The organism is Salinibacter altiplanensis, assembly GCF_002894645.1.
Taxonomy (GTDB): Bacteria; Bacteroidota; Rhodothermia; order Rhodothermales; family Salinibacteraceae; genus Salinibacter; species Salinibacter altiplanensis.
Genome location: NZ_NCQY01000030.1, coordinates 655943 through 679827 on the forward strand (window position 1 = coordinate 655943; position 23885 = coordinate 679827).

At 65.5% G+C, this 23885-nt stretch carries 18 protein-coding genes; 7 read left to right on the forward strand and 11 right to left on the reverse strand.

Going from position 1 to position 23885, the window contains the following annotated elements; genetic code table 11:
* Window positions 1–7: 7 nt before the first annotated feature.
* The 7 genes from panB to B7R93_RS14920 all read right to left on the reverse strand — a co-directional run bounded on the left by panB (window position 8) and on the right by B7R93_RS14920 (window position 8742).
* Complete coding sequence (gene panB / locus B7R93_RS14890; protein WP_103021507.1) at window positions 8–832, reverse strand: 3-methyl-2-oxobutanoate hydroxymethyltransferase; 825 nt, start codon at window positions 830–832, stop codon at window positions 8–10.
* Window positions 833–977: 145 nt separating this feature from the next.
* Window positions 978–1577 carry an OmpH family outer membrane protein gene (locus B7R93_RS14895; protein WP_157942329.1) on the reverse strand — a complete coding sequence of 200 codons (600 nt, stop codon included), beginning with the start codon at window positions 1575–1577 and terminating at the stop codon, window positions 978–980.
* Between the two features lie 72 nt (window positions 1578–1649).
* Window positions 1650–2201, reverse strand: a complete 552-nt coding sequence (locus tag B7R93_RS14900) for an OmpH/Skp family outer membrane protein (RefSeq protein WP_232798485.1) — start codon at window positions 2199–2201, stop codon at window positions 1650–1652.
* 99 nt (window positions 2202–2300) lie between these two features.
* Window positions 2301–4844, reverse strand: coding sequence for an outer membrane protein assembly factor BamA (gene bamA / locus B7R93_RS14905; protein WP_103021510.1), 2544 nt, complete (start codon window positions 4842–4844; stop codon window positions 2301–2303).
* A 169-nt stretch (window positions 4845–5013) separates the two neighbouring features.
* Window positions 5014–5844: an isoprenyl transferase gene (locus tag B7R93_RS14910; protein ID WP_103021511.1), complete on the reverse strand. Its 831-nt coding sequence runs from the start codon at window positions 5842–5844 to the stop codon at window positions 5014–5016.
* A gap of 178 nt (window positions 5845–6022) precedes the next feature.
* Window positions 6023–7465: a site-2 protease family protein gene (locus B7R93_RS14915; RefSeq protein WP_103021512.1), complete on the reverse strand. Its 1443-nt coding sequence runs from the start codon at window positions 7463–7465 to the stop codon at window positions 6023–6025.
* Window positions 7466–7536: 71 nt separating this feature from the next.
* Complete coding sequence (locus B7R93_RS14920) at window positions 7537–8742, reverse strand: 1-deoxy-D-xylulose-5-phosphate reductoisomerase (protein ID WP_103021513.1); 1206 nt, start codon at window positions 8740–8742, stop codon at window positions 7537–7539.
* Window positions 8743–8978: 236 nt separating this feature from the next.
* On the opposite strand from B7R93_RS14920, the gene B7R93_RS14925 reads away from it, so the two are divergent.
* The 6 genes from B7R93_RS14925 to serS are packed head-to-tail and all read left to right on the forward strand — an operon-like array spanning window position 8979 to window position 15560.
* Complete coding sequence (locus B7R93_RS14925; protein ID WP_232798487.1) at window positions 8979–10841, forward strand: tetratricopeptide repeat protein; 1863 nt, start codon at window positions 8979–8981, stop codon at window positions 10839–10841.
* A 38-nt stretch (window positions 10842–10879) separates the two neighbouring features.
* The gene (locus B7R93_RS14930; protein ID WP_232798489.1) at window positions 10880–12175 is read left to right on the forward strand and encodes an asparagine synthetase B; all 1296 of its coding nucleotides are present in this window, start codon (window positions 10880–10882) and stop codon (window positions 12173–12175) included.
* 50 nt (window positions 12176–12225) lie between these two features.
* Complete coding sequence (locus tag B7R93_RS14935; RefSeq protein ID WP_103021515.1) at window positions 12226–12774, forward strand: acyl-CoA thioesterase; 549 nt, start codon at window positions 12226–12228, stop codon at window positions 12772–12774.
* Window positions 12761–13276: an RNA polymerase subunit sigma-54 gene (locus B7R93_RS14940; protein WP_232798493.1), complete on the forward strand. Its 516-nt coding sequence runs from the start codon at window positions 12761–12763 to the stop codon at window positions 13274–13276. Before B7R93_RS14935 ends, B7R93_RS14940 begins: the two co-directional genes overlap by 14 nt.
* A 29-nt stretch (window positions 13277–13305) precedes the next feature.
* Window positions 13306–14229, forward strand: a complete 924-nt coding sequence (rfbD, locus tag B7R93_RS14945; RefSeq protein ID WP_103021517.1) for a dTDP-4-dehydrorhamnose reductase — start codon at window positions 13306–13308, stop codon at window positions 14227–14229.
* A 44-nt stretch (window positions 14230–14273) separates the two neighbouring features.
* Window positions 14274–15560, forward strand: coding sequence for a serine--tRNA ligase (gene serS, locus B7R93_RS14950; protein ID WP_103021518.1), 1287 nt, complete (start codon window positions 14274–14276; stop codon window positions 15558–15560).
* A gap of 51 nt (window positions 15561–15611) precedes the next feature.
* Here serS and fbp read toward each other — a convergent pair whose 3' ends face one another.
* From fbp to B7R93_RS14965, 3 genes are all read right to left on the reverse strand, one after another.
* Window positions 15612–16718, reverse strand: a complete 1107-nt coding sequence (gene fbp, locus B7R93_RS14955) for a class 1 fructose-bisphosphatase (protein ID WP_232798495.1) — start codon at window positions 16716–16718, stop codon at window positions 15612–15614.
* Window positions 16719–16828: 110 nt separating this feature from the next.
* Entirely contained in the window at window positions 16829–17497 is a 669-nt protein-coding gene (locus B7R93_RS14960; RefSeq protein WP_103021519.1) for a TIGR04282 family arsenosugar biosynthesis glycosyltransferase, read from the reverse strand.
* Between the two features lie 53 nt (window positions 17498–17550).
* Window positions 17551–18720 carry a cysteine desulfurase family protein gene (locus B7R93_RS14965; protein WP_103021520.1) on the reverse strand — a complete coding sequence of 390 codons (1170 nt, stop codon included), beginning with the start codon at window positions 18718–18720 and terminating at the stop codon, window positions 17551–17553.
* A 229-nt stretch (window positions 18721–18949) separates the two neighbouring features.
* On the opposite strand from B7R93_RS14965, the gene murA reads away from it, so the two are divergent.
* Window positions 18950–20266 (forward strand): UDP-N-acetylglucosamine 1-carboxyvinyltransferase, encoded by a 1317-nt coding sequence (murA, locus tag B7R93_RS14970; RefSeq protein WP_103021586.1) that lies wholly within the window; start codon window positions 18950–18952, stop codon window positions 20264–20266.
* A 17-nt stretch (window positions 20267–20283) separates the two neighbouring features.
* Here the strand turns inward: murA and B7R93_RS14975 are convergent, their stop codons facing one another.
* A complete protein-coding gene (locus tag B7R93_RS14975; RefSeq protein ID WP_232798496.1) occupies window positions 20284–23865 on the reverse strand; it encodes a hypothetical protein in 3582 nt (1193 codons plus the stop codon).
* Between the last annotated feature and the right edge of the window lie 20 nt (window positions 23866–23885).

Consider the following 23885-nt stretch of genomic DNA (forward strand, 5'->3'; position numbering starts at 1 on the left):
GGGATCATCAGTAACTCTCCTCGTCGTCGGGAAACGACCGGTCCCGGACGTCCGACACGTATTCCCCAATCGCGTCGACGATGGCCTCGTCGAGGCGGGCATAGCGACGCACAAATCGGGGCTCGAAGTCGGTTGACAGTCCGAGAGCGTCGTGGGACACGAGAACCTGCCCGTCCGTTTGGTCCCCTGCCCCAATCCCAATCGTCGGGATGGAGAGAGACGCCGTAACCTCCGCCGCCAGGTCGGCGGGAATCTTTTCCAGTACGAGGGCAAAGCACCCAGCCTCCTCAAGCCGCTTCGCGTCGGCGCGAAGCTCATCGGCCTCGCCTTCGTCGCGGGCCCGCACCTGGTAGGTGCCGTAGTCGTAGATGCTCTGCGGCGTGAGGCCCAGGTGTCCCATCACCGGGATGCCAGCCGTCACCATTTGTTCCACGGCCTCAGTCACCGGCGCGCCCCCCTCCAACTTCACCGCGTGGGCCCCGGCCTCTTTCATCACCCGGATGGCCGCGTCGAGTGCCTCCGTCGGCTTGCCCTGGTAGGCCCCAAACGGAAGATCGACGACGACGAGCGATCGGTCAATGCCCCGCACCACGCATTGTGCGTGGTAGATCATCTGGTCGAGGGTCATCGGGAGGGTGGTCTCATGCCCTGCCATCACGTTGGCGGCGGAGTCGCCGACGAGCAGCACGTCAACGCCCGCCCGATCCAGGAGTCGGGCCGAGGTGTAGTCGTAGGCCGTTAGCACGGCAATCGGCACCCCGGCGTCCTTCATCTCCTGAACGGTCTTGGTCGTCACGCGCGGCACGTTCGCAGGAAAAGCTTCGGCACCCATGAGGTCGCAGGATCAAGTGGACGAGACGGTCCGCCCCGACGGCACAATGCGTCGGCGGCCTCCTCCCGGGGCCAAACCGGTTGCACTTCACCGATCCGGCCCGTTCGCAGAGAGGGACGTTCCTTTGGAAACCCGGGCTCCGAGGCTACTGCCCGCCCCCGCCCCCTCCAGCCGGCGGCGCGTTCTGATCCAGGGTCGGAGACGGCTCGCCGGGCGACTGCGTGAGCGAAATGCCAAGCTCTCCCGCAACGTCACGTGTGATGTCGGCCACCCGCTCGCTGGTCTCGTCCTCGTAGAGAAGAATTTCGCGGCGCAGTACCATGTCGAGCTCCTGCTGGGCCGCCACCTTGTCGATCGCCCCCTGGAGCTTCTCCAGGAGCGGCTGCATCATCTCACGGCGCTGTTTCCGCATCTGCTGCTGGCGCTGCTGGGCGGATCGTTGAAGCTCCTGCTGGCGCTGTTGCAGCTCGCGTTCCCGCTCGGCCCGCGCGGAGTCGTCGAGCAGCGACTGCTGCTGCTGGAACTGCTTGACTTGCTTCTGAAACTGCTGGCGCTGCTGCTGCAGCTCACGCTGCTGTTGCTTCATTTTCTGCTGCACCTTCTGCTGCACCTTCTGCATCTCCGGCATGCTCGTTAGGACGGCCTGCTGGTCGACGTACCCAATTTCTTGGGCCTGTGCCGGCATCGCGACCATCGCCGCGAGGAGGAAAAGAAGGGAAAGGGACCGGGTAACTCGATTTGACATGGCCATAGGACCTGTTCCGAAAGCTAATTTCCTGATGAGTACAGTGTGTTGGTGCGGACGAGCAACGTTTTGTTATTGCCCGTCCGCCCGTTGCCCGGGATTGATCCCAAGTGCCCGAAGCACTCGACTGTTGAGGTTGTGCTCCTCCCGGGCGTACATGAAAAGCACCTTCTCACTCTTGTCGAAGACGTAGTCGTACCCCTCCTCCGTGGCGATCTCCTCTGTGGCGTCAAGAATACGCTTCTGAATGGGGCGCATAAGCTCTTGCTGACGGGCGTAGAGCTGCCCGTCCGGCCCGAAATATCTCTGCCGCAGTTGGTCTACTTTCTCCTGGGCCTTCTGGATCTCTGCGCGCTTTTTTCGGCGTTCTTGGTCGGTATACAAAAGCTCCCTCGCCCGGTACTCGTCCCGCAGGGCCTGCACCGTCTCCTCCTGGTTTTGAATCTCCGTGCGCCACTCCTGCTCCAACTGGTCGAGCTTTTGCTGGACGGTGGCGTACTCCGGCAGCTCCTCTAGAATGATCTGCGAGTCAATGTAGCCAATTTTTTGCTGTGCATGGGCCTTCTCTCCCCAAATCCCACACAGCACAATGGCCACCAGAGCCCCCCGAACCAAACGTTGCACGAAACCGGTCGCCGCCCGGATGTGCCCTCTTCGGCCGGGGTGCTGATTCTTCATGACAGCGGGGTCGATGACTCGGTGCGCCAACACGTACCTTCATTTTTATCGGCCGCCTCCACCGCCCCCACCAAAGCCCTGTCCCAGCGAGAACTGGAAGGACCAGCCCGGCTCCTCCACCCCGCCCGTGTCAAGCGAACGATGCGAGTCGAAATTGTACCCGTAGTTAAACTCAATCATGCCGACGATGGGAAGAAACAGTTTCACCCCAACTCCGCCCGACCGAAACAGGTCGTCGGGGGTGTACGCGTTCAGACTGCTCCACGCGTTGGCCGCGTCGAGAAACACATACGGACGGGCCTGCAGCTGCTGCGACTCGACCGCCTTCCACCGAAACTCGGAGGTGTACTTGTTCATCACCTGTCCCCCTTGTGGCTGCAGGTTCCCCCCCCGAACACGGTTGAGCGGGCCGATCACCCCACGGGGATACCCACGCATGAAGACCGGGTCCGTCCCGAACGTCCCCCCCTGGTAGTCAAACGGCGTTCCTCCGACCTCAAACGTCTCGAACCGAACCGGATCGCCGGTGATGGAGCCGATGTACCCGAAGTTGGTTCCCACCCCGAACGAAAAGTTGTCCCCAACTGGAACATTCCAACTGGTGTCAAGACGCCACTTGTGATACTGCACCAGGTCGCCGACCGGTGGGGCCACCTCTACCGAGAGCGAGACCTCCGATCCCGTGCGGGGGAAGGTGGGATTGTCAACCGAGTTGCGGCTCAGCGACTGCCGAAACGTGATGGACTGGTTGGTCCCGAAGGGCACACTGCCGAAGAGCGGGCGCCGCGCCCCTGTGCTCGCATCACGCCCCCGGTTGTCATAGAGCTGAAAGCCCACGCGGGACCCCACCATGAATTTGTCGTCGGGCCAGTTCAGGCGCTGCCGGACAAAGAGATTGGCCGAGATGTTCTGGAACCGCCCATCGCGAATGCCACGGGACGTACTGCGGCCCCCAAAGACCGAGCGGGTGTATTTCGAGTACGACACCGATCCCCCAACGGGCGTCGGGCTTCCCCCGAACCAGGGCTCCGTAAAGGAGAGCGAGTAGTTCTGGAAGAAGGTGCCGTTGGTCCGAACGTTCACGCTCAGTTTCTGTCCATCGCCGGACGGGAGTGGGCGCCAAGCATCTCCCTTGAACAGGTTCTGGGCCGAGAAATTATTGAACTGGAACCCGAGCTGGAGAACAAGCCCAAACTGTCCAAACGTCCCGGAAAGCTGTAGCTGGTCGCTCCCCACCTCCTCGACGCTGTAGCTCACATCCGCCTCCTTGTCCTGCTGGTCAACACTGATGTCGGGCCCCCCGGACAGGGATTCTTGGCTAAAGTAGTCCAACTGGTTGAGCCGACGAATCGACTCTTGGATCGCACTCCGACTGAAGCGGTCGCCGGGCACTGTGTACAGCTCCCGACGAATGACGTAGTCTTTGGTCTTCGTGTTGCCGGCGATGTTGATATCGCCAAAGTTGTAGACCTCCCCTTCCCGCACGTCCATCGTGATGTCGAGCGAGTCTTCCCCCACGACCCGCACTGTCGGCTGCACGTCCGCTCGCATGTAGCCGCGGTCCATGTAGAGGCCCAGCACACCGCTCTCCCGCCCGCTGCCGTACAGGTTCTCGTCGAGGGCCTTGCCGTTGTACACCTGCCCCTCCGCAAGCCCCAGCTGCTCGGACAAGACGCGGTCCGGGTAGACGCTGTTGCCCTCCCACGAGACATCGCTGACGTAATACTGGTCGCCCTCCCGCACCTCAACGTCAATTCCGAGCCCCCCATCCCCCATGTAGTATACCGAGTCCCGAACGATCTGGGCGTCGTAGTAGCCGTGCTCGCGGTAGAGGTCGATGACAAGATCAAGATCATCCTCGTAGGCGTCCCGCTTAAACTGCTCTCCCGTCCAGATGCGCCACCAGCGGTTCTCCCGGGTCTCTTCCATCACTCCCCGCAGATCCCCGTCGTCAAACCGCTCATTGCCGCGGAACCGGATGCGGTCAACCTCAATCTCGTCCTTCCGGTCGACGTTGAAGGCAAGCCGGACACGATTGTCCCGGGGGCTCGTCCGCTGCACGTCTACCTCCGTTCGGAGGTGGCCTTCGTCCTGGTAAAAGTTTTTGATGATCTGCTTGGTTCGCTCCACGTCGGAGGGGCGAACGGGACCTCCTCTTAAGAGGGGAATTTTCTTTTTTAGGTCTTCGCGATCCCCCCCGTCGATGCCCTGCAGTTCGTAGGCCGTAAGGGTGGGCTCGGGGGTCACGTCGATGACGAGCGTCACGTTGCCGCCGGACCGGTCGGCCTGGTGAATGGCGACGTCCGAGAACTGACGAAGGTCGTAGATGGACCGAATGGCCTGGCCGATGGCTCGGCCGGACGGGAGCGTCACCTCTTGCCCCGTTGCCAAGCCGCTTGACTGGATGACAAACTGGCGCGTCTGCGCATCGTCAATTCCACGCACCTGAATGTCTTCGATAACGTACGTGGAGCGCGGCGCGGCCGCACTGCCCGATCCCGGCGCAGGACTCGTCGTCTGGGCTTCTCCTGCGAGAGGCGCGCCAGCAAAGAGCACAGCGAGAACAAAAGTGAACAGCCGTAGGCGCATACTGAGAAGACGCTCGTTTGAAGACGACGTTGTATGGCAACCAGCTTGGCAAAACGGGGCTTCGCGCAGGCGGTTTCAGGACAATGGTCGTGCGGAATTCTTTAAACGCACCTTCCCCAGGAATTATTCTCCCCGGCCCGAGGGCCTTCATTCAGGCCGCAGCGTTCCGCTACGTGGTGTGGGGGGCATCTTCGTCGGAGGGATGCTCGATGCGGCCAAACCGGCGGTCCCGGTCCTGATAGCTACGAACCGCCTCGTACAACTGGGCCCGTCGAAACGCCGGCCAGAACGCGTCGGTGATGTAGAATTCCGTGTAGGCGCTCTGCCATAGTAGGAAGTTGGAGAGCCGGAACTCTCCCCCCGTGCGGACCAGGAGATCAGGGTCTGGCATGCCCGATGTGTCGAGGTGCTCTTCGAACAGTGCCGCATCGATGTCGTCCGGAGCACACTCTCCGTCCGCCACCTTCGCGGCAAGGTCGCGGGCGGCCCGCAAAATTTCCCAGCGCCCACTGTAGGAAAGAGCAAGGGTGAGCGTCATGCGGTCGTTCTCGGCCGTCTCGCACCTGGTCTGGCGGAGGGCGTCTTGACAAGACGCGGGGAGCTCGGACACGTCGCCGATGACTTGGAGCCGCACCCCGTTCTCCATCAGTGTGGCCCGTTCGTCCTTCACCGTCTGTACCAGAAGCTCCATCAGCGCATTGATCTCAGCGTCGGGCCGCTCCCAGTTCTCCGTGCTGAACGTGTAGAGGGTGAGGTAGTCGACCCCGAGCTCTGCACAGGCCTCCGTCACGTCTCGCACGGACGCCACGCCCTCATGGTGCCCTACGACCCGGGCCTCGCCCCGCGCCTGGGCCCATCGGCCGTTCCCGTCCATGATGCAGGCGATGTGGCTCGGAAGTTCGCCACGGTTCCGAAGGGCCTGCTGCCGCTGGTCGTCGCTGAGCTCAGCGGCCTCGCACGAGGCCGATCCGTTCGCTGAGGGATGCCGAGACGATGCCATGGGACTGCGTCGCTCCGTCCGAATGTACGCACGATGGGGCGTTTCTCCCCAGCTTCAGGAAGTGCAACAGGGTAGAAACCTACGAGGCGCCCTCTCGAAGGTCAACGGTCTCCTCTGCGCATTTTGTGTCAACCGGTCGCGTGGGGGCACGACCGCGAGCCTCCCTGTGGGCGGCAGCCTACAGCCGCAGGATGTCGTTAAAGATGAGGAACGCCATGAATCCGATCAGCAGAATCATGCCCACCTGTTGTGCCACGAGCCGGACCCGCACGGACGGCCGTCGTCGGGTGACCGCCTCATAGAGCAAAAACAGCAGTTGTCCACCATCGAGGGCCGGAATGGGAAGGATGTTCATGATGGCCAGCGTGATGGACAGCGCCGCGATGAGCCGCCAGTACGCAACCGCGCCGGCAGCCGCCGCTTCGCTGGTCACATCGGCGATCATGACCGGCCCGCCGAGGCTGTCGGTCAGGCTGTCTCGGCCCTCGACAATCCGCTTTAGGGTAACGACAATGGTTCGGCTGTAGGTCCAGGTGTCCACGACCCCCGCCTTCAGCGCCGCGAGGGGACCGTACGTCACGGTCTGAATCCCAAACTCATCGAAAAGCGCCTGTCGCGTTACCGGGCTCGCCTCAGGGCTCCGAACGCCGAGCAGGTACCGGTCCCGATCTGCGTCGTACCGGGCGGCGACCGAATCGGCAAGCACGATGCCCGCATCGGTCCGGCGGACGATGCGGGACGACCGCGATCGGTCGGATGCCCCAATGAGTGAGTCTGGGCGGAACCAACGCATCGTCCCCCGCGCGCCCTTGGCTCCCTGCAGCCGTGCGCTCATCTCTCGCCAGAACCGCACGGTGTCGCCCTGAATCGCGTAGATGCGGTCTCCTGTCTGCAGCCCCGCCGAGTCGGCCGGGCTCTCTGCCTCCACCGCCCCGATGAGCGGGGGCTGAAACCCGAGCCCGAAGCCCTGCTCGTTGCTGCGGGCGCGGCTCAGCCGCGAAATAAAGTCGGGCGGGCCGGTTAGGGTTTGCTGCGCCCCATCCCGCGCGACGGTTATTGTCAACGTATCCGCGGCGATGAGCGACGACGGTTCCACCTGCCTGAAGCGCTCGAAGTCCTTGCCGTTCACCTGTACGATGCGGTCACCCGTTCGCAGCCCCAGGTCGTGAGCAACCGAGCCCTCCTCCACGTAGACCTGTTCTACATTCTCCGCGGGAATGTAGGTGTCTCCTTCGCTCCAGCTCAGCCCCCCGAAGATCAAAATGGCCAGGAAGGCATTGAAGGTCACCCCGGCACTGATGACGATGATGCGTTGCCAGACGGGCTTTCCCCGAAACTCCCACGACTCGGGATCGGTCTCCATGTCGTCCGTGTCGAGGCTTTCGTCAATCATGCCACTGATCTTGACGTACCCGCCCAGCGGCGTTGCCCCCACCGCGTATTCGGTGTCTCCGTACGTCCGCCCGAACAGCGTCGGGGGAAACCCGATCGAGAAACGCTCGACCCGCATGTCGAAGTACTTGGCCGTCAAGAAGTGGCCCAACTCATGGACGAACACCAGAATGGTGAGCGCCAGGAGGACCCAAAGAGTAGACGTGAGAACGCTAATTACAAGCTCCATACAGACACCAGAGAGGACCGGGAGGCCAACATCGCTTCAGTGGAAAAACAGCGACAAAATCACCTCGACGTTCAATTTGATGCTGGCAAGGGGAGTTCCTCGACCCGTCGGCGAGCCTCCGTATCGGCCGCCACTAGATCCTCCAGGGTGGGATCGGCCTGCACCGGGAGCCGTTCGAGGACGCGCTCGACGGCACGGGGAATGTCGCGAAAGCCCATTTGCTCGTCCAGAAAACAGCCCACGGCTGCCTCGTTGGCGGCGTTCAGGATGGCCGGGGCCGTGCCGCCCGCCTCGAGCGCGTCGTAGGCGAGCTGCAGGCACGGAAACTTGTCTAGGTCCGGGCGCTCAAAATCGAGGCGGGACAGTTCATCCCAATCCAGTCGTTCGTGGGGGGCAGGCCAGCGCGCCGGGTAGCTCAGCGCGTATTGAATCGGCACCTTCATGTCGGGCACGCCAAGCTGAGCCTTGACCGCTCCGTCGGCGAACGACACCATCGAGTGCACGATGGACTGTGGGTGAACGAGCACCTGGATGCGGTCGACCGGCACGTCAAACAGCCACTTCGCCTCGATCACCTCCAGCCCCTTGTTCATCATGGTGGCGGAGTCGATCGTAATTTTCGCCCCCATCGACCAGTTCGGGTGGTCGAGGGCCTCCTCAACTGTAATCTCGCCGAAGGTCTCGGCCGGACGGTCCCAGAACGGCCCGCCGGAAGCAGTCAGGACGAGGTCCTCGACCGACCGCTCGGACTCGCCCGCCAGGCACTGAAAGATTGCCGAGTGCTCGCTGTCGACGGGAAGCAGCCGCCCGTCTCCTGCCTCCAGTGCCTGGGCCACCAGCGCGCCCCCCACGACGAGCGTTTCCTTGTTGGCCAGGGCGACCTGCTTCCCGGCCTCAACCGCCCTGAGGACGGGCCGGAGCCCCGCAAAGCCAACCACCGCCCCCAGCACCACGTCCACGTCCGACCGTGTGGCGGCCTCGCAGAGCCCCTCCGGTCCGACCAGGACCCGAACGTCCGGCGCATCTGCCGGCAGCATTCGCTCAAATGCGTCAGCCCGCTCGACGGAGCCGACGACCACGCACGCGGGACGAAACTCCTGAACCTGATCGGCGAGGCGCTCCACGTTCTGATGGCAGGTGAGCACCCGGACATCGAACCGGTCCGGGAAGAGCCGCACAACCTCGAGCGTCTGGGTGCCCACCGACCCGGTCGCCCCGAGCAGGGCGAGTCGTCGCGGCTCGGGGTCCGACGTGCCGTTCTGCAAGAGCGGATCCATAGATACTGTGACACACTGAATGGTGAAGAGCGAGCCCGTCGTCCCGCCGGTCGCCGCTCCGTCTGACCGTTTCGAGCGGGGAAACGTCCGTCTTGGACGTGCCGTAGGGTACTATTCATTGCCGGCCGCATTGCTTTGCCCCCAATCCGGGGATTCGCGCCCCACACGCTGCCCCAACCTTCGACGTGACACAGCTTTTTCGCTCGCGGTCTGGTTCCACTGGAGGTACCGACCTCGTGGCAGTCATTCTCGGACTCGGGCTCCTGCTCGGGGTTGCCGCGAGTCCCGCCCACGCTCAGCAGTCCGACAGCACTCAATTGAAGAAATTCCAGCGGGCCAACGGGTTCCTCCGTGCCGACCAGCCGGAACGCGCCCTTCCCCTGCTCGAGCGCCTCTACGACAACGCCCCCGAGAACACAGCGTTCTACCGTAAACTGAAGGAGGCCTACGAGAGCATTAAGCGCTACGACGATGCCCTCCGCCTGGTAGACCAGCGCATCGGCTCCACCCCCACCGTTCCTCTTCTCACCGAGAAGGCCCGTCTGTTGTCCCAGAAGGACAAGGTGGAGGCGGCCAACGACACGTGGGATCGGGCGGTCGCCCTGGCCCCAGAGGAGACCCAGACGTACCGGACCGTCTACAACACCCTGGCCGAGCTTCGCCACTTCCGCAAGGCCATCGCGGTCCTCAGAGAGGGCCGCACTGCCCTCGGCCGCCCCGACGCGTTCCGGACCGAACTCGCCCATCTGTACGGCCTGAACGGCCAGTTTGAAGCGGCCACGCAGGAGTATGTTGCGTTCCTCGGCGAGGCCCCCAACCGGCTCGGCTACGTCCAAAGCCGTCTCCAGACGTTTGTGGAGCAGGGGCAGGGCCTCGAGGCCAGCAGTCGGGTGCTCCAGCGCACAGTTCAGGAGAACCCCTTGAATGAGGTCTACCGCAAACTCCTGGCGTGGCTCCATACGGAACGGAACGACTACGCCGCTGCGTTCGACGAATATCGGGCCCTCGACCGACTCGGAGACCGACAGGGGCAAATCCTCCTTCAGTTTGCCCGCCGGGCCGCCGACGCACAGCGCTACGACGCGGCCACACGGGCCTGCGAGGCCATCCAGGAGCGGCACCCTGAGTCGGGCGTCGCCCCGGAGGCGCAGAAGCTCCTCGGCGACCTGTACCGACGGTGGGCCCGCCGGGGCGCCGACTCGACCACGGCCGCGCAAGACTCTGCCCGGTACGCCAAGGCCCGGGCGGCCTACGACACATTCCTTCAAGAGAACCAGGGCCACTCGGGCTACCCAGAGGCCCTCCTCCGGCTTGGGACGCTTCAGATCGACGCCTACCGCGCCCTGGAGGACGCCCAGCCCCCCCTCGAACGGCTCGTGTCAAACCATGGCGAAACCACGGCGGCCGACGAGGGGCGGTACCAGCTGGGCCGCATTGCGGTGCTCCGGGACTCCCTCGACCGGGCCCGCCTTCTCTTCTCTCGCCTGGCGGCCAGCGCGCAGTCAAGCGACCTCGCCGACCAGGCCCAGTACGAGCTGGCACGTCTTCACCTCTACCGGGCTGAGTTCGACGCCGCGATGGCCCGCGCCACGTCCATCAGCGAAGACCCATCGGCAGACGTGGCCAACGACGCCATCGAGCTAAAGGCCCTTCTGCAGGAGGCTCGCGGCCCCGACTCGTCGGACACAGCCCTTCGCACCTTCGTCCGGGCTCGGCTCTCTCAGCGACAGCACGCCCACGGCCCGGCCCTGGCCGCGCTCGATACGCTCCTGCAGCGGCACTCGCGGCACCCCCTCGCCGACGATGCCCGGTTCCGGCGGGGCGACATTCACCGTGCCCGCGGCGACACCGCGGCGGCGCTCACGGCGTTCCGGGCCCTGGCGGAGCGGCACCCACGCAGTCCCTACGCCGACCGCAGCCTCTTCCGGGCCGCGGCGCTCCTCGAAGCCAGCGGGCGCTCCGCGGCGGCCACAGAGGCCTATCGGCGACTTCTCACGGAATACCCCACGTCCCTCCTCGCCGGCGATGCGCGGGGGCGCCTTCGCGCACTGAGCACTGAAACGACCGGAGGGATGAGTGGCCGCGCCGGCCGCCCATGACCGCCTCTTTCGTTCCCTTCACTCCACGACGGTGTCCCATGACTCTTGAGGCCTCTTCTCGCCGCACCTTCTTGAAGCAGGCCGGCACCCTCCTCGCGGCCTCGACCGTCGGCACCCCGAAGCCCCTGGCCGAGGACCTTTTCATCCCCATGGACGAGGAGCAAGCAAACCACCTGAAGGCCTACGGCGCCGTCTACGCGGCGCTTCAACGGGGGCAGACCGTCGACTGGCTCCTCAATTACCGCGGGGGGGGCTTCCTCACCGAGGCCAGCCAGACCGTCCGAGAAGAACTGCAGGTTCGCGGCGTGAGCTTCGCGTCCATCAGTGCCGGGCGGGCGTCGACGATCATCGCGGAGGTGGAGGCCGACGGCAGCAACAAGTCCGTCGTGCCCCTCCAGAAGGCCCCCGAGATCGCCGTCTACGCGCCAGAGGGAGCCGTGCCATGGGACGATGCCGTGCGCCTGGCATTGGAGTACGCGGAGGTTCCCCACGACGTGATCTACGACGAAGAGGTGCTCGACGGCGACCTTGCCTCCTACGACTGGTTGCATCTCCACCACGAAGATTTCACCGGACAGTTTGGCAAGTTCATCCGCTACCGAAACGAGCCCTGGTACATCCAGAAACAAAACAAGGCCGAAGCGGCGGCCAAGGAGTTTGGGTTCCGCAAGGTGAGCCAGCTGAAACTGGCCGTGACCGAGCGCCTCAAGCAGTACGTCTCACAGGGCGGCTTTCTGTTTTCGATGTGCTCCGGCACCGAAACGTTCGACATCGCCCTCGCCGCCCACCAAACCGACATCGTGCCCGAGGAGTACGACGGAGACCCTGTGGACCCGAACGCTTTGGAGCAGCTCGACTTCGCCAACACGCTCGCCTTCCGCAACTTTACCCCCAACCTCAACGCCCAGGAGTACGAGCACTCCAACATCGACGTGGGGCCGCCCGCTCCGGAGATGCGGGATCCCTCCCTGGACTACTTCACCCTGTTTGAGTTCAGCGCCAAGTGGGACCCGGTCCCCAGCATGCTGACCCAAAATCACGTAGCGACCGTTCGGGGGTTCGTCGGCCAGACCACCGCGTTCGACAAAGATGCGCTGAAAGAGGACGTGGTGGTGCTCGCGGAGGCCCCGGATCGCCCGCAGGTACGGTATATTCACGGAGCCCACGGGCAGGGCACCTTTACCTTCTACAGCGGCCACGACCCGGAAGACTACCAGCACTTCGTGGGGGACCCGCCCACGGATCTTTCGCTGCATTCTCAGTCGCCGGGCTACCGTCTCATCCTGAATAACATTCTCTTCCCCGCCGCCAAAAAGAAAAAGCAGAAGACCTAGCGTCTACGGCGGGGCACGTGTTCTCCCTCCAAGTTTTCCCACGATCGGACATGAGCTCTTCTCGACCGTCCAGACCGGTCTCGGCCTCCGAATGCAAGATGACCGAGATCGTCCTCCCCAACGACACGAACGGCCTCGGCAACATGATGGGGGGGCGACTGCTGCACCTGATGGACAAGTGTGCGGCCATTTCTGCCCAGCGGCATAGCAATCGCGTGTGTGTGACCGCCGCCGTGGACAACGTCGAGTTCCAGTCGGCCATCCGGGAGGGAGAAGTGGTCGTTATTGAGAGTCATGTCAACCGGGCTTTTCGGACGTCGATGGAGGTGGAGCTCAACGTGTGGGCCGAAAATCCGCTCGAAGAAACGCACCGAACGTGCAACCGCGCCTTCTATACGTACGTGGCCCTGGACGAAGACGGCGGCCCTGTGCCGATCCCGGATGTAACTCCGGAAACGGAGCAGGAACAGAAACGCTACGAGTCCGCTGCTAAGCGTCGCGACATTCGCCTCGTGCTCGCGGGGCGCAAGGGGCTTGCGGACGCGGCGAGCCTCAAGGAAGACATGCTGACGGCACTACAAACGGATGCTACTGCGTGAACGGAGCCGACCTGCACAGGGGCGTCGTCTGGGCCGGGCGCTCGCCTTCATGGGGTTCTTGGTCCTACTGATTGCCACCATCGGCGGGCCCACTCCGTCGGTGGCCCAGCGACAACCCGGGGCCCTCGGCACTGGGTTCCAGGTCGGGCGACCTGGTGGACTCGCTCTTAAGTGGTACCGCTCGTTTCCCACTGCGTACGACGGGATCATCAGCACCGACGGCGAAGACTTCATCGTCGGCCGCCTCCACCGACTCTGGGAACGTCCCGTCCCGAACTCTCCTCTTCACCTCTTTGTCGGGCCCGGCCTGCTGGTCGGCCCGTCGCGACTTGCCCAATCCCCCCGTCTCCGTCTTGGCCTGAGTGGCGAGGTTGGACTCAATTTTTACGCCGAACGCTTCGAGGTCTTCTTGCATGTGACGCCCACCCTCCGGTTCTTGCCAAGCACCCACGTGAGCGTGGACGGCAACGTCGGCCTCCGCTACTACCTCCGGTTTCCCTAGCACTACGGGCCTCCCTCAGCTGCTTCCTCATGCTGTTTAACCGCGTCCTCATCACCGGCGCCAACGGGCTCCTCGGGCAGGCCCTGGTCCGTCGCCTCAGCCAAAACCGCGAGTACGACGTGCTGGCGACCGCCCGGGACGACGCCCCTCGGTTCGAAGATGCCTCGTGTGGCTACGCTCCCCTCGACGTGACTCAGCCGGACGATGTGGCCCAAATCTTCGAGGACTTTACCCCCAACGTGGTCGTAAACTGCGCCGCGATGTCCGACGTGGCCGAGTGCGACGAGCAGCGCAGCGAGGCCTGGGCCGTCAATGCCCGCGCCGTCAAAACGCTGGCGAAGCACTGCCGCACCACCGGGGCCCGCCTCGTACAGGTGTCCACCGACTTCGTCTTCAACGGCAAGCGGGGCCCCTACGACGAAGGCGCCCGCCCCGACCCCGTCAACTACTACGGGCGCACCAAGTTGGCGGGCGAGAACGCCGTGCGGGAGGCTGGGCGTGCCAACTGGGCCATCGTGCGCACCGTCCTGCTCTACGGCACGGGCCGGGACCTACGCCACTCGAACATCGTCCTCTGGGTTGCCGACCAGTTGTCCCAGGGCGAATCCCTCCACATTGTCAACGACCAACATCGCACCCCCACGCACGTCGACGACCTGGCCGACGGCATCGAGCAGCTGCTTCACCGAGAGGCGACCGGCCTCTACCACGTGTCCGGGGCCGACATGGTCTCGATCTACGAGCTTGCCTGCGCCGTGGCGACGGAGTTTGGGCTCGACGCCTCTCTCATCGAGCCTGTGTCGAGCGACTTCTTTGAGGACGCCGTGGAGCGCCCGCTGCGCACCGGGTTCGTCGTCGACAAGGCCCGGGACGAACTCGACTATGCCCCGCGCCCGCTCGATGACGGCCTCCAGGCCGTCCAGCAAGCCCTGCAGGGCTTCTCTCCTTCGTAGCCTTCGTTTCCCCCCTCCGTCTGTTCCACCCTAACCTCCGTCTTATGCTCAACCTCGACACCGTTCGCAACACCCCCCGCCGCGTCAAAGAAGCCCTCCGGGCCAAAGGCATCGGCTCCCCCGACCTCGTGGACACCCTCCTTGAGATCGACGAGACGCGCCGGTCGACCATCACGGAGCTGCAGGACCTGCAGGCCCGCCAGAACGAGCTTTCCCAACAGATCGGCACGCTGAAGCGGGAGGGCAAAGACGAGGAGGCCGAGGCGATCATCGAAAAGACCGGCCGGATGAAGGCGGAGATCAAACGCCTCAAGGACGAGGCCCAGACGGTCGAGGATCGGCAGGAGAAGCTCGTGCTACAACTTCCGAACATTCCGCACCCGAGCGTCCCGGTCGGGGCGGACGAGGACGACAACGAGGTCGAAGAGACGGTCGGCGAGCCCCCCACATTCGACTTCGACCCGGCGCCGCACTGGGACCTGATTGCCCGGCACAATCTTGCGGACCTTGAGCGGGGCGCAAAGGTCACGGGGAGCGGCTTCCCCTTTTACCTGGGAAAGGGGGCCCGGCTTCAACGAGCACTCCTCAACTTTTTTCTGGACCGTGCCCGGGAGCGCGGCTATACGGAAATGCAGCCCCCCCTCTTTGTAAATCCGGACAGCGCGGAGGGCACCGGCCAGCTCCCGGACAAGGACGACCTGATGTACGAGGTTCCGGGCGATGACTTTTACCCCATTCCCACCGCCGAGGTGCCCGTCACCAACTTCCACCGGGACGAGATCTTCGCGGCGGACGACCTGCCCCAACAGTACTGCACCTATTCTCCCTGCTGGCGGCGCGAGGCGGGCAGCTACGGCTCGGACGTGCGCGGCCTCAACCGCCTGCACCAATTCGACAAGGTCGAGCTCGTGCGGATTGTCCACCCCGACGCGAGCTACCGCGCGCTCGACGCACTCCTGGAGGACGCAGAAAGCGCCCTCGACGCCCTCGACCTTCCCTACCGCCGCCTCCTCATGTGCACCGGGGACATGGGCTTTACGCAGGCAAAGGTGTACGACCTGGAGGTGTGGAGCGCAGCACAGGAACGCTGGCTGGAGGTGTCCTCCGTCTCCAACTTCGAGGCGTTCCAGGCCCGTCGCATGCAAATCCGCTACCGCCCGGAGCCGGAAGCCAGCCCCGAACTCGTTCACACCCTCAACGGAAGCGGCCTCGCCTTCCCCCGCGTCGTGGCGGCCCTCCTCGAAAACAACCAGCGGCCCGACGGCACCATCGAACTGCCGGAGGTGCTACACCCCTACACGGGGTTTGCTCGCATCGGAACGAACGAGTGATCCGTAATCGATGCGCCGCAACGGGGGGAGACCCGGCGGGGCGTTCCTGAATCACGCCCCCGCGTTCCGTGACGACGCCGGAAGCGCCTGCTCCGGCTCGCCCTGGAGAAACGCCTCGGCCCGGCGGACCATCGTCTCACTGCCGATGAAGAGCGGCGTCCGCTGGTGGAGCTTGTCCGGCTCTTTCTCAAGGATGCGCCGGTGTCCATCCGACGCCGCCCCCCCGGCCTGCTCGGCGATGAAGCCCATCGGATTGGCCTCGTACATGAGGCGGAGCTTTCCGGCTGGACTGCTCTCTGTCGCCGGGTACATGTAGATGCCGCCCTCCAACAGGTTGCGGTGAAAGTCCGAGACGAAGGACCCGATGTAGCGGGACTTTGCGGGCCGGATGGTGTCCGGATCCGGCTGCTGGAGCCAATCGAGGTAGTTGCGGAGGCCCTCCTCAAAGGAGTGGTAGTAGCCACTATTGATCGAAAAGAGACGCCCCCGGGCCGGGGTCTCGATGTCCGGGTGTGACAGCAAGAACTCCCCGATTGACGGGTCAAGCGTAAAGCCATTCACCCCGTTGCCGGTGGTGTACACCAGCATCGTCGAGGAGCCGTAGACGACGTATCCGGCGGCTACTTGCTCGGTTCCGGCCTGCAGGGCCGCCTCCGGGTCCGGCTTCTCCGGGTCGGAGGCCTCCGGCAGCCGGTAGATGCTGAAGATGGTGCCCACCGACACGTTCACGTCGATGTTGGAGGAGCCGTCGAGCGGGTCCAAGAGAACAATGTACTTTCCATCCCCCTCCTTCGAGACACTGCTCAGGGGGATGGCCTCCGCGTGCTCTTCCGAGCCGATGAGGCAGCACTCTCCCCCACGTCGCAGCGCCTGCACGAACTCGCGGTGGGCAAGCGCGTCCATCTTCTGCTGGACCTCCCCCTGTACGTTGCGCTCGCCGGTACTGCCGTACACGTCGAGGAGCCCAGCACGGCGCATGTCGCGGTTCACAATCTTGGCCGCCAGGCTGATGTCGCGCAGGAGCCGCGAGAATGCACCGGTGGAGTGGGGGAACGAGTCCTGTCGGTCAAGAATGAACTGCTCGAGGGTTTGGAACGTGCCCAGGTCGTCCTCCGGCGCACCGTCGCCGGCGTGGGGGGTGTGTTGAGATCCAGTCATGACGTGAGTTGAGAAAAGATACGGAGGGAAGATGTGAAAAAACCTCTTCTGCACACAAGGTACAAGATTTCGGAAGCGGTTCCAAATCCAAGTGGCGGCCCATGTGCCTCCTAAGCGAGCGACGCCAGTTCGAGCCGGTCCGCAACGCGCCGGGTGTTCCGGGCCTCCGCGGGACGCTTCTCAATGTCCGCCAACAGTCGGCCCAGATCGCCCGGTCGGTCCACGTCGTACCACTGCGGGAGCACGGTGAGATCGGCCTCGGTCTGGCCGGCCCGAGACAGGGTTTCGGCAAACACCCTCGAATGGCTGTAGCTCATGCCGTCGAACAGCTGCGGATAGAAGGCACTCATGCCCAGCGCGTAAAACCCACCATCCTCCGTGGGCCCGATGCACAGTGATCCAGGGTCGCGAAGGGCCTGCTTCGCCCGTCGCAGAAACGACGGCGGCAGGGTCGGGTGATCGCTCCCCATCACGAGAACCTGCCCGTGGCCGTCCGCCAGGGTCTCCTGGAAGGCCCGTTTCATGCGTCCCCCCAGCCCCTCGCCCGTCTGTGCATGGACGGAAACACCGGACGGCACCGCATCGAGGCCCTCGTCGGGCAGCGGCGGCGCCAGGTAGAGCCGCACGTCGGCCTCCAGCCGCACGACCTGCCGCAGCGTGTCCCGCAAGAACGCCGTGTAGAGGCGGGCCGCAGACGCGGCACTCAGGGCCGGTGTGAGGCGCGTCTTGACAGTCCCTGGGCGCGGAACCTTGGCAAAGACAAGAAGAGCAGGGTCCATGTCATTCAGGCATCAAACATGAGATTCGTCGAGACGCCCCACTGCCCCCAACGTCAGCGCATGCGTTGGAGCGTAGCGCGAAGGGCATCGAGCGCGTTGTCGATGTCTTCCTCGGTCGTCTCCGCCCCCAGCGAGAACCGAACGGCGGCAGAGGCTGTCGGGCGGTCTAGGCCGAGGGCCGTAAGGACATGGCTCGGCTCCAAGGCGCCGCTGGTACAGGCCGACCCGGCGGAGACGAGCACGCCCTGCATGTCCAGGTTCAGGATCAGCATCTCGCCGTCCAGGGGCTCATCTCCATCCGGCGGAAAGGCCACGTTCACCACGTGTGGCGCGACGGGCGCCTCGTCCAGCGGCGTGTTGAGGACGTACGGACCGGGGACGGTGTCGTCGAGCCCCTCCACCAGACGCCGCTGAAGCCGGGACAGCTGCGCCGCCCGTTCGTCTGCCTCCGCCGCGGCCCGCTCCAGCGCCTCGGCCAGCCCAATGGCCCCGGCCACGTTCTGGGTTCCGCCCCGCCGATCCCGTTCCTGGGAGCCCCCTTCCACGAGCGGCCCGAGGTCGACGCCGTTGCGGACGTACAGCACGCCGCTGCCCTTCGGCCCGTAGAACTTGTGCCCGGACAGGGAGAGCAGGTCTACACCGAGGTCGTCCACGTCGAGCGGCTGCAGGCCCGCCGCCTGCACGGCATCGCAGTGGAGGCGCACGTCGTGCTCGTCGCAGACGGCCGCCACGCCCGAAATGTCGGTCCGCACCCCGATCTCGTTGTTCGTGTGCATGAGGGACACGAGGAGGGTATCGTCGTCGATTGCATCCTCGACCTGGTCGGGCGTGACGGCCCCCTGGGCGTCCGGCGACAGAAGGGTCACAGGCCGCCCCTGCTCCGACATTCGCCGGGCCGGCTCCACAACGGCCTTGTGCTCGGCGGTGGAGGTGACCAGCCTGGCCTCTGGATTCTCCCCCGTTGGCACCGCGCCCAGTACGCCCTTCAGCGCCAGGTTGTCGGCCTCGGTACCGCCGCTGGTGAAGACAATCTCGCTCGACTCGGCCCCCAGACAGTCCGCGACGCGCGTCCGGGCCTCCTCCATCGCCACGCGCGCCCGCCGTCCCATCTGGTGCACGGAAGACGCATTTCCGTACTCGTCCAGCAGGTACGGTTTCATGACCTCAAACACCGCGGGATCTAGGGGGGTCGTGGCGGCATGGTCGAGGTAAACGTGCTCCATCAAACGCAGGAAGTCGATGCGACGAATGGGGAGGCATCAAGTGCAGGCCTGTTGGGGCTTATGTTCAACGCAGAAGCGGAACGGCTGATTCGGACGCGGTGCGGTGGAGCCGCGGCACCTTTTGACGATCGCGTCGACGAACAATTTCGGGGGCGGCGTTTTTATTCGTCTGCGTTTTCAATTCCGCATTTGGCTTGGCCTTTTCTTTTCCCACCAGCTTCACTGCATCATGGACAAACTCGTCGTTCGCGGGGACTCCGTCCTCCAGGGTCCCTTGACCGTGAGCGGATCGAAGAACACGGCCCTTCCGCTCATGGCCGCCACTCTCTTGGCGAAGGGTCCTTCCACCGTCACCAACGTGCCGGACCTGCGAGACGTCCGCACCTTTTCCAAGGTCATTCGTCACGGGGGGCCGGCGGTGACGTTCGACGCCGACGCCCACACCCTCTCGGTGGACGCGACCCGCATCGAGACGCCGGTGGCCCCCTACGAGATGGTCAAGAAAATGCGGGCCTCGTTCTACATGCTCGGTGCGCTTCTCGGCCGGTGCGGGACCGCCAAGGTGTCCCTCCCGGGGGGCTGCGCGTGGGGGCCGCGCCCGGTCGACCTCCACATCGAGGGCATGAAGCAGTTCGGGGCCGAGATTGAGCTGGACGAGGGCTACGTGCAGGCCTCGACCCCAAACGGCGGCCTCAGCGGCGGCACCTTCCGGCTTGAGCCGGTGAGCGTGGGCGCGACGATCAACCTCCTGCTCGCCGCCGTGACGGCCCGGGGCGGCTCCAGGATTGAAAACGCGGCCAAGGAGCCCGACGTGGTGGCCTTCGGGCGCGCCCTGCAAGAAATGGGGGCTCAGATCGAGGGCCTCGGCACCCGCACGATCGAGATTCAGGGCGTCGACGCGCTCAACACGGGCACCTTCCGCAACACGCCCGACCGCATCGAGCTGGGCACCTTCATCCTGATGGCCGCGACGACCGCCGAGCCCGGCCGCCCCGTTCACATCCACGAGGGCACCCACGAGCACCTGGGCCCCATCTTCAAGGAAAAGCTGGCCGAGACGGGCGTCGACGTGTCCTACGGCGACGACACCGTGACCGTGACCCGCCCCGACACGCTTCGTCCCGTCTCCATCGAGACAGCTCCCTTTCCCGGCTTTGCCACCGACCTGCAGGCCCAGTGGACCGTCCTGTTGGGCCTCGCCGACGGCACGGCCACGGTGACGGACACGATCTACGACGACCGCTTCAAGCACGTCCCGGAGCTGCAGCGCCTGGGCCTGGAGATCGAGGTGGACGGCAACACGGCCACGGTACATGGGGGCACGCCGCTGAAGGGGGCGAAGGTGATGAGCACCGACCTCCGGGCCGGGGTCTCCCTGGTCATGGCCGGCATGCTTGCCGAGGGCCGCACGGACGTTCTTCGGGTCTATCACCTCGACCGCGGGTACGAGGCCCTCGAAGACAAACTCCAAAACGCCGGAATCTCCATTCACCGCGAAGAGTACGATGAGTTTGCGGAGCCGGAGCGGGCGCCCGCTGAGAAGTAGACCGGGCCGTCGGTTCGTCAGAACGAGGCGTTGACTTGAACGCGCACCGTATGGATGGGGTCGGTCGTGGCGGGGGCACGGCCGTCGTAGGACAGCGTGGCACGGAGGCGGTCTGTGAAGGCGTACCGGCCCTGCAGCCCCCAGAGCGCCGAGGTCCCGGGGCCCCGCCCGTCCGTCAATTCGAACAGGGCCCGCCCGACGGCCGCGCCCGTGAGATCGACGCGCGCCAGCTCGGCGTTCGCCGTGAGCCGCAGGCGCCCCGCGCGGCGCCACGTCAGCTCCAGGGGCAGTGTGTAGAGGTCGACCCGTCGCCCCTTCGCCCGATCCCGTTTGCGGGCGTATACACCCGCCACAGTTACACCGAGCGTACGGCGCGGCTGATACGAAACGCTGGGCCGAATCCGGAGTGTGCGGATGTCGAAACTGCGCGCCTCGTCGAAGGCCTCGCTCTGCACCCGGTCCCGTTCCGCGGTCCCCGTCACCCGGAGATCCCAGGACGAGGCCGGGCGAAGCGTTCCTTCAACCTCCCATCGATTCAAAAACTGACGCTCGCCCCCCGCGGCCCGCTCGGTCAGGCCTCGCACCTGCCGCCAGGAGGCCTCCAGTCCGTGGTCCCGCCGGGCTCGGAACAGCTCCAGGCGCTGCTCGAGGCGCAGCGAGCCGTCGATCGTACGCCCGGGCCGCCGAAAGGCATCAGGGGCTAGCCGGTAGAGGGCCGTGGGCGTGTCGGTGCGGTTCTGCTCCCGCACCTCGACGCGCGTTTCCGTGGTGATCTGGCGCGCCGCCTGCTTCCACCACTGGTCTCCGTCCGGCCACAGGCGTCGGGGCCGCAGCGCGAGGCGGGTACGCAGTTCCAGGTCCACGACGGATTCGAGCGTGTCGGACGGCACGAAGCGCTGTACGTACGTGCCCTCGTTGGGCGTCGTCTCGGGGACAAACTCGTCGACTTGCTGCACGCCATCGTCGTTGGCGTCGCGCCACACGTACTGGCCCCGGTCGGGGGTCGTCTGGACGTACACCTCCTGCTGAACCGGGGTGCGCTCGGTCGCCGCGTTGTAGAACATGCGGGCGTCAACCGCCCGGTCCAGCGGCCGTGCACGTCCATCAAGCCGCACAACGACCGACTCGGTCTCGCGCCGCTGTTCAGTCCGCCGAAAGACATCGGTCACATTCCGGCGACGCAGTCCGCCCCGCACGGACACCCGGTACGGCGCCGACGGATCGAGGGCCACCTTCGTCTGGGCCGTCCACGTTTGCGACGCCTCCCGAAACGACCCGTCCACCACGCCCTGCTCGGTACGGTGCTCCAGACTGCCGGTCGCTTCCACAGGCCCCTGGGCGTACGTCAGTCCGGGACGGACCTCCAAGAATTGGAACGACTCGGCCGTCAGGCTGTCGGTGCCGTGCACCCGTTGGCGCCGCCGTTCCCGCTCCACCTCGAGGCGGGGTTCCACCCGCCCGTCCCAGAGGGGCTGGCGCAGCGTGGCCGCCTGCCGCCGCCAGGCCCCGTCGACCTGCGCAGGGCGGTCGGTGCTGGCAATGCGAACGGAGCGCAGCGAGAGCCGGGGCCATCCGGCCTCATCGAGAGAAAGGGCCCCCCGGCGGCGCCACGCCTCAAAGGCCGAGCCAACCGTTAGCCGCCCGAGCCCTGCCTCCAGGGACGAGCCCTCGCCCCAGTCAACGGTCACCTGCCCCTCGTCCACCGTCTCGTCGCCGCGGTCGCGGAGGCGGCGCGGCAGCCCCGACCCGCCGCGCGAGAGGTTCCACCGCCGTCCGTACTCAATGGGACGCGTCTGGTCGAACGTCACAAAGTGCTGCCCGCGCTGCCGTCGCCGAATCCGCCCCGAGACCGTTCCAAGCTCCGTGTCCCCCACGTCCATCGTGATCGGCTCGGCCCGCACCCCAGCCGTATACGCCCGGTCTCGATCGTCGCCCGCGTCGCGCCCCGAGAACCGATTCTGGTCGTTTAGCGACCCCGCCCACTCCCCAAACACCTCGATGCCCGGCACCGGCTCGACCGCCCCCCTCACATCGACGAGCCGCTTCCGAGTCGGCGCGGGAAGCGGCTGAACGGGGGAATAGGCCCCGTCGCCCGGCCCCACGTACTCATACGCGACGCCATTCGTCTCCGCCCCCGCCCGCCGGTAGTCCCCCCGTCCCGTCCCGACCCGCGTAAAGCGTACCCGGAAGACGGACGTCTCCCGAGACGGCGCCTCGTCCACGGCGACAAAGATTGTGTCCTGCGTCCCGTCGGGCGCCGTGATCGGCTCGCGGCGGTAGTGGACGTACGGCGCGTCGGGATCGAAGTCCACACGGCGGGCCCCGCTCCGGACCGCCGTCTCGTCCCCGGCCCGCACGAGACGGAGCGAGTCTTGGCGGGACAGGTCGAGGGCCGTCTGGAAGTCGCGCCCGTCGGCCTGCCGGACGACCGTAGCCCCCAGGTGGATCCGGGCGTCGCCGCCGCGTCTCCGCCACATGCCCGCCGTCGCCCGTCCGCCGGCCAAGGTCCGCGTAAACTGCGACGTTGAGTACTGAAATTCGACGGTGATGCGGCGGTCGTCGGTAATGAGGCGGTTGGCGGTAAACGTGATCTCGGCCTGCGTGTAGTCGATCACATAGTCCTCTGTCTGTCCGCGCGTGAGGCGTTCCCCGTCCAGAAAGACGCGCTCCGATCCCGCCACGACGATGATGGCCTCCTCCCCGTTGACCCCACGGAGCCGGTACGGCCCCTGCACCCCGTCGGTGGACGCGAGGTCCTGGGTGCGGAACTGCCCCCGACTCACCGCCCCGAAGGCCGTGGCGTCCCCTTCCGTGAGCCCGGCCGCCGCGCCCAGCCCGTCGCTCTCGACCGAGACCCCCTGCACCTTCTGCGAAAACTGGCCAAACGTTCCCCCATCGAGGTCCACGTCCACATCGCCGAGGCGGGCGGTGCCCTGGGGGGCGTCGACCGACAGGAAGACACGGTCGAAGTTCTGAAGGCGCTGGGTCGTCCCCTCCGGCTGAAGGGGCGTGTTCTCGTCGGTGAGCAGGGCCTGGACGAACACGCTGTCGGCCACCTCACCCTGGACCTGTAGGCGAAGCCCCGACTCCACACTCACGTCGCGCTGTGTGCCCCCCACCACGCCCCGCGAGATCGACCCGCTGCGCTCAATGTCAATGCCCGCAAAGGGATCAAACCCCGTGGTGTCCGGTCCCGTCTCCTCCACGACGACCGTGGCGGAATCGGCCGCGGCGCTCGTGTCGGGCGCCCGGCGACGATACACCTCCTCAAATGCAAACGGGTACGTCCGATACTCCACAAAAAGGGTGTCACGGGCCCCAAGGAGGTCATCGCGATCTACCCACAGGCGTCCCGTCCGCGCCTCGATCCGGTACCCCGACGTGTCGAGCCGCGTGGAGCCGACCCGAATCGTCTCGCTGCCCGGCAGGACAAACGGACGCAGCGGGTACGGCTGCGGCTGAAAGGTGTCGATCGTGTCGCGGTCGCGTCCCAGGTTCGTCAAGACCCGCGTCGTGTCCTGTGCCCTCGTCTCGCCCAGCAGGAGTCCCCCCACGCCACACAGCACCAGCATCCGGACGATCGACGGAGCGTACGACACAAACGGAATCGCGGCGACGG